The organism is Bacillus sp. FJAT-18017 (genome assembly GCF_001278805.1).
In the GTDB taxonomy this organism is placed as follows: Bacteria; Bacillota; Bacilli; order Bacillales; family Cytobacillaceae; genus Bacillus_D.
The window spans coordinates 4,449,322-4,464,283 of record NZ_CP012602.1 but is presented as its reverse complement, the minus strand read 5'-3'; the positions used below and the strand labels follow the sequence as shown (position 1 = coordinate 4,464,283).

Annotated in this window: 13 protein-coding genes; 10 read left to right on the top strand and 3 right to left on the bottom strand. The window is 44.1% G+C overall.

The window, feature by feature from the left end; all coding sequences use genetic code 11:
• Window positions 1–20: 20 nt before the first annotated feature.
• Complete coding sequence (locus AM500_RS20825; RefSeq protein WP_043933161.1) at window positions 21–233, bottom strand: YheE family protein; 213 nt, start codon at window positions 231–233, stop codon at window positions 21–23.
• A gap of 254 nt (window positions 234–487) precedes the next feature.
• On the opposite strand from AM500_RS20825, the gene AM500_RS20820 reads away from it, so the two are divergent.
• From AM500_RS20820 to AM500_RS20805, 4 genes are all read left to right on the top strand, one after another.
• Window positions 488–754 carry a hypothetical protein gene (locus AM500_RS20820; protein ID WP_043933160.1) on the top strand — a complete coding sequence of 89 codons (267 nt, stop codon included), beginning with the start codon at window positions 488–490 and terminating at the stop codon, window positions 752–754.
• A gap of 135 nt (window positions 755–889) precedes the next feature.
• On the top strand, window positions 890–3,028 hold the full coding sequence (gene recQ, locus AM500_RS20815; RefSeq protein ID WP_156319958.1) for a DNA helicase RecQ: 2,139 nt from the start codon (window positions 890–892) through the stop codon (window positions 3,026–3,028).
• A gap of 136 nt (window positions 3,029–3,164) precedes the next feature.
• On the top strand, window positions 3,165–3,932 hold the full coding sequence (locus AM500_RS20810; protein ID WP_231688057.1) for an ABC transporter ATP-binding protein: 768 nt from the start codon (window positions 3,165–3,167) through the stop codon (window positions 3,930–3,932).
• Window positions 3,933–3,934: 2 nt separating this feature from the next.
• Window positions 3,935–5,563: a hypothetical protein gene (locus tag AM500_RS20805; RefSeq protein ID WP_053600949.1), complete on the top strand. Its 1,629-nt coding sequence runs from the start codon at window positions 3,935–3,937 to the stop codon at window positions 5,561–5,563.
• Between the two features lie 73 nt (window positions 5,564–5,636).
• Here the strand turns inward: AM500_RS20805 and AM500_RS20800 are convergent, their stop codons facing one another.
• Window positions 5,637–6,998: a YheC/YheD family endospore coat-associated protein gene (locus tag AM500_RS20800; protein WP_053600948.1), complete on the bottom strand. Its 1,362-nt coding sequence runs from the start codon at window positions 6,996–6,998 to the stop codon at window positions 5,637–5,639.
• Window positions 6,999–7,192: 194 nt separating this feature from the next.
• Here AM500_RS20800 and AM500_RS20795 point away from each other — a divergent pair, with 194 nt between their 5' ends.
• The 5 genes from AM500_RS20795 (at window position 7,193) to AM500_RS20775 (ending at window position 13,220) form a co-directional block, all read left to right on the top strand.
• Window positions 7,193–8,329, top strand: coding sequence for a DUF445 domain-containing protein (locus tag AM500_RS20795; protein WP_053601819.1), 1,137 nt, complete (start codon window positions 7,193–7,195; stop codon window positions 8,327–8,329).
• A gap of 108 nt (window positions 8,330–8,437) precedes the next feature.
• The gene (locus AM500_RS20790; RefSeq protein ID WP_053600947.1) at window positions 8,438–8,791 is read left to right on the top strand and encodes a YlbF/YmcA family competence regulator; all 354 of its coding nucleotides are present in this window, start codon (window positions 8,438–8,440) and stop codon (window positions 8,789–8,791) included.
• A gap of 171 nt (window positions 8,792–8,962) precedes the next feature.
• Window positions 8,963–9,829 carry a Cof-type HAD-IIB family hydrolase gene (locus tag AM500_RS20785; RefSeq protein ID WP_053600946.1) on the top strand — a complete coding sequence of 289 codons (867 nt, stop codon included), beginning with the start codon at window positions 8,963–8,965 and terminating at the stop codon, window positions 9,827–9,829.
• A gap of 372 nt (window positions 9,830–10,201) precedes the next feature.
• Window positions 10,202–11,716 carry a coproporphyrinogen III oxidase gene (locus tag AM500_RS20780; RefSeq protein ID WP_053600945.1) on the top strand — a complete coding sequence of 505 codons (1,515 nt, stop codon included), beginning with the start codon at window positions 10,202–10,204 and terminating at the stop codon, window positions 11,714–11,716.
• A gap of 715 nt (window positions 11,717–12,431) precedes the next feature.
• Window positions 12,432–13,220, top strand: coding sequence for an enoyl-CoA hydratase (locus tag AM500_RS20775; protein ID WP_053600944.1), 789 nt, complete (start codon window positions 12,432–12,434; stop codon window positions 13,218–13,220).
• A gap of 89 nt (window positions 13,221–13,309) precedes the next feature.
• On the opposite strand, the gene AM500_RS20770 is transcribed toward AM500_RS20775, so the two are convergent.
• Window positions 13,310–13,495 carry a YhzD family protein gene (locus AM500_RS20770; RefSeq protein WP_053600943.1) on the bottom strand — a complete coding sequence of 62 codons (186 nt, stop codon included), beginning with the start codon at window positions 13,493–13,495 and terminating at the stop codon, window positions 13,310–13,312.
• Window positions 13,496–13,736: 241 nt separating this feature from the next.
• Here AM500_RS20770 and AM500_RS20765 point away from each other — a divergent pair, with 241 nt between their 5' ends.
• Window positions 13,737–14,957, top strand: coding sequence for a metallophosphoesterase family protein (locus AM500_RS20765; protein ID WP_053600942.1), 1,221 nt, complete (start codon window positions 13,737–13,739; stop codon window positions 14,955–14,957).
• The last annotated feature ends 5 nt before the right edge of the window (window positions 14,958–14,962 follow it).

Sequence of the window (14,962 nt, the reverse complement as noted above, 5' to 3'; positions counted from 1 at the left end):
GCCGGATGAGAGCTCCGGCATTAGCGGTCATAGACATGGAAAAGCATCAGTTCATGGATTTGGCTTTCAACTTGGTTTCTATCATCCTGCTCAGGAGGATTGAGAAGCCACTCAATTTTTCCATCCTGCAAATAGCGGCCCGAGCGTTTCTGTTTTTTATAAAAGCATGAAAACTCCCAGCCTGGCAGGGCTTCATTCTTATAAAGCGGTTTATATTGAAAATGTGTAAGCATGATTTTATCCCCCTCTGGTGCTATTTTACAATATTGGGATGGGGAGGGCGAGTTCATGTTAGTTGATATTTTCGTTGGTTTAGAATAGATAGCTTGGGAATTGGTAATTCAATTGTGAATAACATCATAAATTGCCAGAAGAAAGTTTCCTTGGAAATAGAGGTTTAAAAACTGGGTGATATTATTGCCCCGCTACTCTTTAAGATACATCTAAGTTCGGGAAGATTACAGCTATCTAAAATCGGATTCCCATAGTGGATGTCATAAGCCAGGAAAGCACGCTTGTAACGAGGACAAGCAGGACAAAAGCCCATCCGGGTGCTGCTTTCCAGACTGGCCTTAGTCCGGGCAAGGCATGGAGAGCAAACGTAGCTAAAAACAGGACGAATGGAAACCAATCTAGCAAAGATTCCCGATGTGAACCATCAAGTGCAGTTGAAACAGTTGTACCGACAAAATATATAAAGGTTAACGCATGGGCAGCACAGGCTAGAAAAAATAGGGATAAAGAAGATCTATAATCAAACAAGAAACTCAGCCCCTTTTTTGGTTTGTACTTATATATATGTATGCTAATTACATAAGCTACCGAGAAACCTTTCTTAATTTGTTTTATAATGAATGTAACGATAAAAAGAAGAAAAAAGGTGGATATATTGTTACAGGAAGCAAGGAATCTTTTAAAAACCTATTACGGTTACGATTCTTTCAGAGCTGGGCAGGAAAGGGCTATTATAGAGGTTCTTTCGGGCAGGAACACACTTTGTGTTATGCCAACAGGCGGAGGAAAATCAGTCTGTTACCAAATTCCAGCCCTGCTTATGGAAGGAACGGCCATTGTCATATCGCCGCTTATTTCGCTCATGAAGGATCAGGTGGATGCGCTAGTCCAGCTGGGAATACCGGCAACCTATATTAACAGTTCAATTTCAGGAAGAGAAGCGGCTGAGAGGATGGACGCGGCACGATCCGGACGGTACAAGCTGCTGTATATAGCCCCGGAAAGATTGGAATCACAGGATTTTGTATGGGAACTGCAAGAAATGAAAATTGGGCTGATTGCGGTCGATGAAGCTCACTGCATATCCCAATGGGGCCACGATTTCAGGCCAAGTTATAGGCATATTTCGAAATTGGCGGACAGTCTTCCAGGAAATCCGGTAGTCCTTGCTCTTACTGCCACGGCGACGCCGCTTGTACGGGATGATATCAGGGATTCGCTCTCTATACCTGAAGAAAATGAAGTCATAACAGGCTTTGAACGGGAAAATCTGTCTTTTTCGGTTGTAAAAGGACAGGATCGCGGCAAATTCCTTAAACGGTTTTTAAAGGCTAACGAAAAAGAAAATGGAATTATTTATGCCGCTACAAGGAAAACGGTTGATATGCTATATGAAAACCTCAGGAAGGGCGGTTTGGCCGTAGCCCGCTATCATGCCGGAATGGCTGATGCAGAGCGGTTTGCTGAACAGGAACGGTTTTTGCGGGATGAAGCGGCAGTAATGATCGCAACATCGGCCTTTGGTATGGGGATTGATAAAAGCAATATACGCTATGTCGTCCATTATCAGCTGCCTCGTAATATGGAAAGCTATTATCAGGAGGCTGGGCGTGCTGGCAGGGACGGCCTGCCGTCTGCCTGCGTTTTACTTTATTCCCCGCAGGATATCCAGGTCCAGCGATTTTTGATTGAGCAATCGGCCGACAGGGACAGAATGCCTGCTGAGCTTTCCAAGCTGCAGGGAATGGCGGATTATTGCCATACGGAAAGCTGTCTGCAGGAATTCATTCTCCGGTATTTTGGCGAAACCAACACGAAGCCGTGCGGGCGCTGTGGCAATTGTACGGATTCAAGGGAAAGCGAAGATGTTACAAAGGAAGCACAGATGGTCCTTTCCTGCATTGTTCGTATGGGGCAGCGCTTTGGAAAAGGGCTTACCGCACAGGTGCTGACTGGCTCAGCCAACCAGAAAATTGCTGAGCTAGGCTTTAACCAATTGTCCACATACGGAATTCTGAAATCCTGGACGGCCAAGGAGGCGGGCAGTTTTATCGAGTTTCTAATTTCTGAAGAGCTGATTGGGGTAGCCCATGGAACGTATCCGACAATTTTTGTTGCTGAAAGGGGGAAAGAGGTGCTTGGAGGCAAACTGCCCGTATTTAGAAAACAGGCTGTTAAATCTGAAACAATAGCAATGGATGATCCTTTGTTCGAAACATTGAGGAGTCTGCGCAAACACCTGGCGGACGAGGCCAATGTGCCGCCGTTTGTAATTTTCTCGGATGCAAGCCTTAAGGACATGTGCATGAAACTTCCACAATCTGAAGATGAGTTTCTGGATGTTAGCGGGGTAGGGGCCAGCAAGCTTGAAAAGTTCGGGGAACCATTCTTGGCTGCAATCAAGCAGTATCTTGTTGAACATCCGGACAGGAAGGCTGTTTATGAAAACGCGGAATCGGCCCCGAAAAAGCGTACTGCATCGAAGCCGGTCGCTGATTCCCATCTCGAATCCCACAAGCTTTATCTTGAGGGGCATTCTATTAGGGATATAGCTAAGCAGAGAGGGCTATCCCAAACTACGGTTGAAAATCATCTAATTACATGCTTTGAACAAGGGCTGCAGGTAGATTTTGCGAAAATTATTCCAGAGCAGTTCCTCCCGCTGCTAGAAAAAGCGGTTGAGGAGGCAGGCAGGGAACGCTTAAAGCCAATAAAGGAATTGCTTCCCGAGGAAGTTTCCTATTTTATGATAAAAGCATATTTAAGTATGGAAAAGGGCCGGCAGCTTACCTAGCAGCCGGCTTCTTTATTTAGATAAGTGGGGCGTTTAAGAAAAAGTTAAATACCTTCCAAAATCAGGCAGGCGATGTGTTAGAATATTCCTAGATTATTAGAAACGAGGGATCCTTATTTTACATAAAGATGATGTCGTGCTGTCTTTAAAAGGGCTTAAGAAAAGCTATGGTTCCAAGCAGGTTCTAAAAGGAATTGACCTGGAAGTGGGACGCGGGCAAATTATTGGCTATATCGGCCCGAATGGGGCAGGGAAGAGCACGACGATAAAGCTGCTGCTTGGCCTTGAAGAAGGCTTTGACGGAGAAATCAAGATCTTTGGAAACCTTCTGGATTCGAAAAAAAGTGACTATAAACGAAAGATAGGCTATGTTCCTGAGATAGCCGAACTATATGATAATCTGACGGCTATCGAATACCTGACATTCACCGGGGAATTGTACGGGATGGATCCGTCACAGGCCGAGATGAAGGCGAAGAAGCTGATGCGGGGATTCGGGCTTGATAATGTGTTTTATAGCCGTCTTTCATCGTTTTCAAAAGGCATGAAACAAAAGGTGATGATCATTTCAAGCATGCTTCATGACCCCGAACTGCTCTTCCTAGATGAGCCACTAAGCGGGCTTGATGCAAATTCAGTGATGATATTTAAGGAAATCCTTTCACAGCTGGCTGCGAGCGGCAGGACAATTTTTTATTCTTCGCACATCATGGATGTTGTTGAGAAAATCAGTAACAGAATCATCCTAATCAATGGCGGAATCATTGTTGCCGATGGAAGTTTTGACGAGTTAAAGGCCCGAAGCGAGGAAGGTTCGCTGGAGCAGATTTTCAACCAGTTGACAGGGTTTGATGAATACAGGGAGCTGGCAAGCGAATTTGTGTCGATTGTCAAGGAGGTGTAATCTTGCAAGATTTCAGAACGTTGAAGTTCCTTGACAAATTCTCACAGATCTTTGAGCGGCTCGGTGCTGATTACACCGTTATACGGGCGATTCTTTCGGTAAAGCTTACGATGGACAGCAGGAGGGCTCCCGTCATCCTCGGCAATATGAGGAAAAAGAAGGATAAGGAAGAAAATAAGTTTATCAAGTCACTTTGGATGTATGGGCTATTTGGTCTTCTCCTGGCTCCCCTTGTGTTGCTGGGTGACCATTTCCTGATTCAGATGACCTTCTATTTTGGTGCGTTGATGTTCTTTTTAATGACGTCGCTTATTTCAGATTTTTCCTCGGTCCTTCTCGATCTAAGAGACAGGGCAATTTTGCTTCCAAAGCCAGTCAGCAGGAAAACAATCAGTCTTGCACGGGCTGTGCATGTTGCCATTTATATGTTCTTCTTGACCATGGCCCTTGCGGCGGCACCGCTGGTCGCGGGGTTAACCGTCCATGGGCCGCTCTTTTTTCTGCTTTTACTAATTTCACTCATTCTCGTGAACTTACTGATTATTGCAGTTACAGCACTCGTTTATTATTTTATTCTCCGTTTTTTTGATGGCGAGAAAATGAGGGACATTATCAACTATGTGCAAATTCTGTTGACCGTTTCACTGGCACTTGGGTATCAGCTAGTTGCCCGCGTGTTTGAATTCGTCAACTTTGGAGAAACAATCCAACCCGAATGGTGGCAGGCATTCATTCCGCCGGTGTGGTTCGCTTCATTGTTCGAACTGTTCCTGAATGGCAAAACCAGTCCCGAGTTTTACCTTTTTGCAGTCCTTGCCTTTATTGGACCAATTGCTGCTTTATCCGTTTATATCCATTTGATGCCTTCATTTGAAAATAAAATGCAAAAGCTTGCAAGTGGAAGCGGGCCAAGCCGCGTTTGGGTACCGCCACTCGATACAAAATCCGCAAGGCTGATTTGCCCGGATAATCAGGAGCGGGCCTTTTACCGGTTTGCTCTGGCAATGATGAAGAGTGAGCGTGATTTTCGATTGAAGGTATATCCTTCGATAGGATTGTCGGTCATGGTTCCGCTGATTCTTGTATTAAACCAGCTGCAGTGGAGTTCATTTGAAAGCCTGTCGGAGAGTAAATATTATTTATCGATCTATACCGCAGCCCTTATTATTCCGACGTCGGTTATGATGCTGAAATTTTCGGGGCGGCATAAAGCTTCGTGGATGTTTCACGCTGTTCCGTTGAAATCATATGCACCACTTTTTTCTGGAACACTGAAAGCTTTCCTGGTTAGGCTTTATTTGCCAGTCTATAGTCTGACGGCTGTGGCGTTTTGCTTCATTTTCGGGTTCGACGTCTTGCCGAGCCTCATCGGGTCCTTTCTTGCGGCAATTGTATATAGTGTTTTCTGCACCGTGCTCATAAAGGATTCGCTGCCATTTTCTGAGTCGTTTGAAGCAAGCCAGGAAAATAACGGATTGATGACTATTCTTTATTTAATTCCAATGTTTGCACTGATGGGAATTCACTGGCTGTTTACATTTGTGCCGTATGGGGTTTACTTATATGTAATGATTATGCTTGTGGCTGCTTCGGTGTCGTGGCGGTTAGCTGCAAAGAGGCTATGGGCTTAAGGCCTGGCGTGTAGGCAATGTGCGAATCTATTGGGCATAGGCGAAGCTGCGGGATTATTCCCGCAGCTTTTTTTCAAAAATAGATTTCTTCAGGGGCGACGGCGGATTTTTCGGCGAGGCGAATGGCGTATTCTATTACGAGTTTCCTTGTTAGGAATTCACTTTGGCGCATGGTGCTGTAATGGAAGATGGAACGGCCAGGTTTGGAATTAGCTTCAAACAGCCAGACACGGCCATTGCGGTCAAAACATAAGTCCCAGCCGAATTCGCCAGTTATACCATCTAGTTTTTGTTCAAGGATATGGCTTAGTTCAAGGGCGGAGTTTGCCAGTTTCTGTTCAATTTCTGCCCTTTTGTCGCCGAATAGTTCTTCCAATGTATGAATCTGGCCGCCGTTTCCGGCGTGGGTCGTAATACTTTGGTTCCCAGCGAGTTTTGCAGCGATGGCGGAAACCTGCCATTGCCCGTTTGCGTCTTTATTAGTATGGACGCGAAAATCAACAGCATTACCATCCACCTTTGTGAGCAGGATGCGCTGCTGAACAAGTAAATTCCTTCGTTTCTTTGTGCTGAACATTTCGGAAAAAAGGGCATCCAGGTTAGGGAATTTCAGCAGTTTGTTTTCTCCCTTGTTGTTACGGAAACGGGCATAGCAGGTTGATCCGGGCAGCTCCGCGATTACCTGGCAAATGCCTTTCCCTCGGGAACCATCACAAGGTTTTAAATAAACAGAACCGTATTTGTCAAGGAGCCGCCTTACTTCCGAAACAGAGCTGTAAAGAACTGTTTCTGGGAGGTACTTGCGGGCTGAGGAACTTTCCCTTAATCGGTTGTGGATGTCTATTTTGTTGAAGAATCCAGGATTGAACCAGGGGATAAAGTAATCTTTAACGAGCCTTTCCTTGGCAAACCTGGATTGTGGGTGGTGTTCGGCCCTCCGCGATGGGACTCTGTCATAAATGACGGCAGGGAATGGGAGAATCCGGGTTTCCCATTTTCCATTACGGAGGATATGGCCTTTCACAGTTGATGTTTCCCAATCAATTGATTGAGGTGTGAACAAATATCCGAAAGCGCCAAGTGATGTGCAGGATTCCAGAAGCTTTGCAAAATAGTCGCTCCGGTCACCGGCTGGCTTAACGGAGGATTCAAGCAGTCCTGTAGTAAATATTCCCACGAGAGGGCCCAGGTAAAGAGTTTCCTCATTAAAGTAAGGCTTCAGTTCAAAGTCGAAATCAGAAATGCAAAGCGCTTTAGAAACAGGCTTTGTCAAGGCGAATTCATTCGTATGAATGGGATTTTGGAAAAATGCCACCTCAACAGCAGTTTTCCCAAAGGCTGCCTTCTTTAAAGTTGGAGGTAGCTTGAACGCTTCTGGATAATAAATAATGGGCTTGTCATCTTCAAGGGCTTTGATTGGGTAACGCCTAGCCATGATCCTCACATCCTTTCATTTAAGTAAGTTCCTTTTTCTTTGTGGGGCGATAACATTTGTTAAACGGAAAAAACTTTTCACTCAAGGTCTTCTGTTGGTAAAAATGGGGTAAAGATGGTCAAAAACTGTTATAGTATCGTATGTACAGGACAATCGAAACGTTCGTGCGATTTTTTGGAAAGGTTGATGCAAACATGAATATGCTAGTGACAATTCTGTTTATGACAGCGATAGGTGCGTTAATAGGGGGATTTACGAATCATCTTGCAATTAAGATGCTGTTTCGTCCATATAATCCGATTTACATCGGGAAGTGGCGGGTGCCGTTTACACCGGGGTTGATTCCAAAGCGCCGGGATGAACTTGCCGAGCAGATGGGCAGGATGGTTGTTGAGCATCTTCTGACCCCTCAGAGCATCAAGGAGAAATTTTTGCAAAAAGAATTCCAGCAGGATATTACCGAGCTGGTTAAAAAGGAGCTCCGTACATTTTTGGAGTCCGATTTTACAATAGCCAGCCTCCTCGACAAAGCTGGAATTAAAGATGGAGCAAGCCGGATTGACAACCGGATTGAACGGCTTATTGAAGGAGTTTATGAACGAGCAATGTCCCGGTATCGCGGCCAGCCAATTGGCAATGTGATTCCTCAGGCATTACTTGAAGGAGCCTCGAAAAAAATCCCGGAAATCAGCTCGTATATCCTTGGCAAGGGAGCAGATTATTTTTCGAGCCAGGAAGGGAAGCTGCGCATTCAAATTTTGTTCGATGAGTTTTTTAAGGATAAGGGAATGCTTGGCGGCATGCTGCAGATGGTTCTTGGCAACGTGAGCATAGCTGATCGAATCCAGCCGGAAATCATTAAATTTTTCAAAAGTGATGGAGCGCATGGGCTGATTTCGAGCATTCTCCGAAATGAATGGTTGAAGTTGCTTGAGCGGGATGCTTCGGAGATTGAGAACATGGTCGGACGCGACAAGGTTGTTGAAACATTGAAGGAGTATGCCATCAATCTTGCGGGTACTCAAAAACTATTGGATACACCGGTCTCAGAATTGCTGGCATCCTATAAGGATACGATTCTTGAACGTATGGCTCCAAATCTTGTGGTTATGCTGGGGGACTGGCTGACATCAAGATTAGATGTGATGCTGGAAAAAATTCATCTGAAGGAGCTTGTACGCGCACAGGTGGCCACTTTTTCATTAGAGCGGGTGGAGGACATGGTCCTTGGGATTACGCGCAGTGAGCTAAAAATGATTACCTATCTGGGTGCTTTGCTGGGTGGTTTAATCGGGATATTCCAGGGGATATTCGCTATTCTGTTTTCATAGGTCTATTAAATAAATAGTTTGCATAGGCTAAACAGATGTGATTTTCGCATTCGTTTGCCCGGTCTGGTATAGTGGACAGGAATGTAATTTAATTTAAGGAGTGTTTTCATGGCTGGAAATTTCTATGATGCCGCATATGAGCTTGAAAAGGCCATTCGGGAAAGTAATGAGTATAAACAATTAAGGCAGGTTTATGATGAAGTGAATGCAGACCCCTCTGCACGCACAATGTTTGAGAACTTCAGGCAAATTCAAATGAATCTGCAGCAAAAGCAAATGTCGGGCCAGCCAATCAGCCAGGAAGAAGTGGATCAAGCTCAGAAGTCAGTTGCGCTTGTTCAGCAGCATCCAACGATTTCACGTTTGATGGAGACTGAACAGCGAATGGGCATGGTGATTGGTGAGCTGAACAAAATTATCATGAAGCCGCTTGAGGATTTATACGGCCCTCTGCAGCAGTAAGAATTGAATGAGTGGAGAACCCGGTGCAGAACGTGCCGGGTTTTTTGTGTTTTTCAGACAATCCCTACAAATTTATTAGGCGGATTTTATTTTGGGCCTATTGTTCTAGAAAAAACCTGTTTCTCATAAAAGTGAATAAGGATGATTCCATCAGGACAGGGGGCACCAACCATGATTTATCGTATGCTTGCGCTAAATATAGACGGAACGCTTGTGGATAGCGCCGGAAAGCTTCATAAATCCACAAAGGAAGCAATTAGCTATGTGCAGAATAAGGGAATCTGCGTAACGCTGGTAACATCACGCAATTATGCATCCGCCAGAAAGGTGGCAAAGGCGCTCAAACTGAAGGCCCTGTTTGTTTCCCATCAAGGAGCGTATATTGCGAATGCTGATGACCAGCCAGTGTATGTAAAAAGAATTAATGAGGACCTCACGTATGAGATTACAAGATTTCTGGAGAGTTTTTCGTGCCAGATCCGTCTTGTTCATGAAAAATTTTCTCTTGCGAATAAGCTGCAGTTAAATAACAATCTCTTGGCAAAGGCAATTTTCACCTCAGGAGATCCTCTTGGTTATTCGCATCAATTTGTAACGGATCTTAGTGATTCATTGGCTGATACACCGGTGGCGCCTCCGAAAATTGAAGCTTATTTTGAATCGGAACAGGATCTCGAGGATGCCCGTCTTGCTCTAAAGGCGATGTTCACCGAAGTTAAAGCTGAAGCGAATGATGGTTTCAGGCTTGATATAGTTCCCTCGGATGTATCGAAGCTTTCAGGGTTGCTTTATATTTGTGATCAGCTCGGAATCAGTTGCAGGGAAGTGGTCGCAATCGGGGATAGCCAGGATGATATCCCATTCATAGAGGCAGCAGGACTCGGGGTTGCAATGGGGAATGCCCCTTATGAAGTAAAGCGGGCCGCTGACTGGGTAACCCGGGCCGTCGGAGAGCATGGGGTTGCCTACATGGTTAAAGAACACTTCAGAAAGCAGCACCCGATTGAGTTCCTAAAAAAAATGAACATCATAAAGTAGTGGCAGTGAGGCACAGGCGGATAGCCTGTGCTTTTAATATGGGTCACGAAATTCACTTATTTAAAATAGCTTGATTCAAAAGACTCCTCGCGACAGGCAAAGTGTGCCTGTCTCTGCGAAGTTAATTCTAGGTTGCTTTCCTTTGTGTTCCTGTGATTTTGGCAACTTCCCTTTGTGGAGAGGAAATCGCAGAAAAACTCATAATGCTCATATTGGGTCTTTATTATTCCACCTTGTGTCTCATATCAGTTTTTAATTGTCTCATAAAATTTGATTTGGAAGGTAGTGATTGAATGGCATATTTTACTTGTGTTGACCTTGGTAACCTGATTTTGTACACTTAAGAAAGTCAAATTGTAAAGGTGGATGAGTGTGCATATTTCAATTACCGGCCTATCCGACCAGCGGTTTGAGCGGCCGCTCCAACTTATAGCAAACTTATTTTTTGAAGAATCACATATATATTTTAATAAAATTGATAATGCGGATATTTCTATAGAGATAAGCCTTGAACAGATTGAAACCGAAGTGACTGTTACCGGAATACTGGATAGCAATGTCCCATTAAGGGCAGAGCATAGGGCTGTAATTGACTTGGAACTATCGGAAAAGGAACAATTTAAACAGTTGAAAAATGCTGTTTCCCATGTATATCTGATGCTGCTCCAGGAGCTGACAGGTATGACACAGAAATGGGGTATCCTGACAGGAGTACGCCCGACAAAGCTTCTGCATCGGAAACTTAGGGAAGGAGCAGATCCTGAAACTGCACAAAAGGAACTGGCCAAGGAGCATATGATTACTCCTGAAAAGGCAGCCCTGATGCAGCGGATTGTTGATCGCCAACTCGCGGCTGTACCGGACCTTTATTCCTTGAAAAAGGAAGTCAGCATATACATTGGCATTCCATTTTGCCCTACAAAATGCGCTTATTGTACATTCCCGGCCTATGCGATCAATGGGCGGCAGGGCTCCGTTAATTCCTTCCTTGGCGGGCTTCATTTTGAAATGAAGCAGATGGGCAGCTGGCTGAAGGAAAAAGGGATTAAGATTACAACCGTCTACTTCGGGGGCGGAACACCAACAAGCATTACTGCCGAAGAGATGGACATGCTCTATGAGGAAATGTATACATCCTTCCCGGATGCAACCGAAATCAGGGAAGTAACAGTAGAAGCAGGACGTCCTGATACAATTACTCCTGAGAAGCTTGAAGTCCTTAAGAAATGGAACATCAATAGAATCAGCATTAATCCGCAATCGTATATACAGGAAACGTTGAAGGCAATTGGACGCCATCATACCGTTGAGGAAACGGTTGACAAATTCAAGCTTGCTAGAGAAATGGGCATGGACAATATTAATATGGATTTGATTATTGGGCTGCCAGGTGAGGGAACAAAGGAATTCACTTATACTCTCAATGAAACTGAAAAGCTGATGCCGGAATCGCTGACCGTTCACACACTCTCTTTCAAACGCGCTTCGGAAATGACGAAGAATAAGGATAAATACCGGGTTGCCGACCGCGGCGAAGTTGAAAAAATGATGGAGCTTGCGGAAACCTGGACGAAAGAACATGGGTATGAACCATATTATTTGTATAGGCAAAAAAATATCCTTGGCAATCTTGAGAATGTTGGCTATTCATTCCCGGGACAGGAGAGTATTTATAATATTATAATTATGGAAGAAATGCAGACAATCATTGGCCTTGGCTGTGGAGCATCGAGCAAGTTTGTTCATCCAGTCACCGGGGTAATTACCCACTTTGCCAATCCGAAAGATCCGAAATCGTATAACGACAATTTTGAGCATTACACGAATGAAAAAATTAAAATACTTGAAGACCTTTTCTCGGAAGCAAACGAACCCGCGTCAATCTGATGCGGGTTTGTTTTAGTCGTTAAGGATATTAAAAGTTTCTCGCATTATTATGATGGACAATAAGTATTGTACATTTTAAAAAGAGGGGCAAAACTTCTGTCATTTGCAATCAGTTTTTAGTCCAATTCAATTATATTGGTTTTTATAAGCTGGTCGATAAAAAGCTACTGATTCCCACATTTAGAATCAAGTGGGTCCGCCCTAATTGGTTGGGGAGATCAGGTTAAGCACCAGATCTGATAATTAAACGGAAAAATTCCGTTTAATTAGTAAATAGTATTGAAAAGAGCTTATATAGACGGAGAGATTCCGCCTATTGACTTCAAAATATATCAAAACGGGAGCTATTACTTTGCATAACAGGAAAATCTCCCCTTATCTACACGATACGATCTCCGTTTTGGATATAACCGGAAAACCTCCTCTTATTTTATATTCGCTGGTTACCGATTTAGGACAAGGCATTCCCAGCAGTGTTTTTCCTGGTCACTCTTTGTCTATCAAGAAGGTACTTGCGCTTTGTTCATTAACTTGTAAGATTTTCCTTCTAAAATTGGACATAGAATGATAGTGTTACCAGGGTTAAGAAATGCACTATAGAAATAAAAAATTTAGACAAAGAATAAAAATTGATTAGCTTTTTGGGAAAATTCTTACTTCTTTTGGGCACAAGAAGTATAATGGAAATGAGATGACAATAGGGGAGGCGATGGGGTTGTCTTTAAATGGTTTAACGGAAAAAGTAAGCGTTTCCGTGGACGGTCGAGTTGCGACGGTAAAGATGAACAAGCCCGAAACCATGAATGCCCTGGATAAAGAAATGATTAAAGGGCTAATTGGAAGGCTTAAGGAGATTAGCGATTCCGATGATATTGACATTGTTGTCCTCACGGGCACCGAAAGGGCGTTTTCATCAGGCGGGGATATAAAGGCGATGCTGAAGCTGAATGATGAATATGATTTCTTTTCGATCATGGATTGCATCAATGAGTTGATCATTACGTTGTACAGCCTTCCGAAAATCACCATTAGTGCTGTTTCAGGTGCTGCAGCCGGCCTTGGTTTTAGCATGGCACTGGCAACGGACCATATTATCGCCGAGAAACGTGCAAAGCTTGCAATGAATTTCATTGGAATCGGCTTAATTCCTGATGGCGGGGCACACTTTTTCCTGACAAAATACCTGGGAGAGATGAAGGCAAAGCAGCTAATTTGGGAAGGAAAGACGCTGAGCGCAAATGAAGCCCTAGAAAAAGGCCTTATTCATGAGGTTGCGGAAAATCTTGAGGAAATCCTGCAGGAAAGAATCGAGGACTATTTGCAGCAGCCGATTCAAGCAATGATTAAAACAAAGAAAATCCTCGCAGAACTGAATCGCCCGCATCTTCTCAAGGTGCTTGAGCTTGAAAAATATGCGCAGCGAAAAATGAGGGAGACCGAAGACCATAAAGAAGGAATCCTGGCATTCACCGAGAAGCGTAAGCCGAAATTTATTGGGAAATAGTTTTTCAAAAAATGACGCTCAGAGTGACAAAACTCTGGGCGTCAGCCTTTTGTTTACGTTAAACTATACAGCAGAGGCTCCTACCTTTATCAGTTGTGAAATAAAAGCAGTTTTCCGGCAGGTGATGTGCAGCGATGTGTCTTCTCGGCAAATCCCTTTTCTTCCAGAGCCTTTTGTCCAATTTCCTTTGCTTGATCGTCGTTTTCTGCTTGAAATGAATCGTCAAGCAGCTTTTCCCCGTCTTGTTCAAAAACCGTCAACTTATACGTTTTCAATGCATTCCCTCCCCAGTCCTTTGTATCCCCATTTTTGCATATCCGGCACTATTCCGTAAAGAATGAGAGTCCCTACCAAACAGAACGTGCATTCGTCTTTTTGAGATGATAGAATAAAGGAAATACAGCAAGCGTTGAATGCTGCAATGCCGGGCATTTTTATATCCTGCTTGAATCGGTTCACTTAGCCTTTGGTGGGGAATACATGAGCATTACTTTAAAAAATGAAAGGAGTTGTGTCATGAAGAAAATACGGTTCATCCATACAGCGGACCTGCATCTTGACAGCCCGATGGCAGGCCTTAGCAAGATGCCAAAGACTATTCTGGATAGGCTGCGTGAAAGTACCTTTAAAGCATTCTCTAGAATTGTCGATACAGCTATCGAACATGAAGTCGATTTTGTGATTATCGCTGGAGATTTGTATGACGGGGAAGACAGGAGCCTGAAGGCACAGTCAAGGTTTCGGGCCCAAATGGAAAAGCTGTTTGAAAAGAATATCCCGGTATTCGCCATTCACGGTAATCATGACCATCTTGGCGGGGACTGGGTAAAGCTTGCTATGCCAAATAATGTCCATGTATTCGGCAGCGAGCCTGAAATGGTCCATCATCTGACAAAATCAGGCATAAGTGTATGCCTGTACGGGTTTAGCTATCCTACAAGGCATGTCAAGGAGAAGAAAGTCGATGGATACATAAAGGCAATTCATGGAGACTTCCATATTGGGATACTCCATGGCAATGATGGATCGAGTTCTGAACATGGCAATTATTGTCCATTCACAGTTCCTGAATTAGTTGGCAAACAATTTGATTATTGGGCCCTTGGCCATATCCACAAGCGGGCTGTTCTCTCTTCTGCTCCGCCAGTGGTGTACCCGGGTAATATCCAGGGCAGGAATCGAAAAGAAAAAGATGAAAAGGGATGTTACCTTGTTACCTTAGATGAAGCAGGAGCTTCCTTGGATTTTATTGAAGTGAACGACTGCGTCTGGAAGGAAACAACCATAAGCGCAAAAGGTCTTAAGGACTTGTCCGATATCCTTCAGCTTTGCCAGGAGGAAAAGGAAAGACTTCGCAGCGAGGGGGCAGGGGTCCTTCTATCGATTAAATTGACTGATGTGAGTTTAACAAATTCACTGGAACAGGAAAGCCTTTACCAAGATGTGCTTGAAATTCTCCAGGATGGAGAGGAAGAGGAGACTTCATTCATTTGGACAATTAAAGTCTCAATAGAAGAAGAGGCTGCGTGGCGCCGGGAAGATTTGATCCAAGAAGCTGATTTTTACTCAGAACTATTCGGGATAGCCGACCATTTTGAACGTGGAGGTGATGTGCTGGAGCCTGTTTATGGACGCCTTCCGGGAAGAAAGTATCTTGAACGGCCTGCCGAAAAGGAACAATCCGGGATGCTTATGGAAGCAGAGAAGCTGCTTGTAAAGATGCTCAAAGGAAATTGATAGTA

What these genes read in the sequence shown, in the direction of transcription:
- AM500_RS20825 (WP_043933161.1), bottom strand. Translation starts at nt 233, where the DNA reads ATGCTTACACATTTTCAATATAAACCGCTTTATAAGAATGAAGCCCTG.
- AM500_RS20795 (WP_053601819.1), top strand. Translation starts at nt 7,193, where the DNA reads ATGAATATGCTAGTGACAATTCTGTTTATGACAGCGATAGGTGCGTTA.
- AM500_RS20785 (WP_053600946.1), top strand. Translation starts at nt 8,963, where the DNA reads ATGATTTATCGTATGCTTGCGCTAAATATAGACGGAACGCTTGTGGAT.
- AM500_RS20765 (WP_053600942.1), top strand. Translation starts at nt 13,737, where the DNA reads ATGAAGAAAATACGGTTCATCCATACAGCGGACCTGCATCTTGACAGC.
- AM500_RS20790 (WP_053600947.1), top strand. Translation starts at nt 8,438, where the DNA reads ATGGCTGGAAATTTCTATGATGCCGCATATGAGCTTGAAAAGGCCATT.
- AM500_RS20800 (WP_053600948.1), bottom strand. Translation starts at nt 6,998, where the DNA reads ATGGCTAGGCGTTACCCAATCAAAGCCCTTGAAGATGACAAGCCCATT.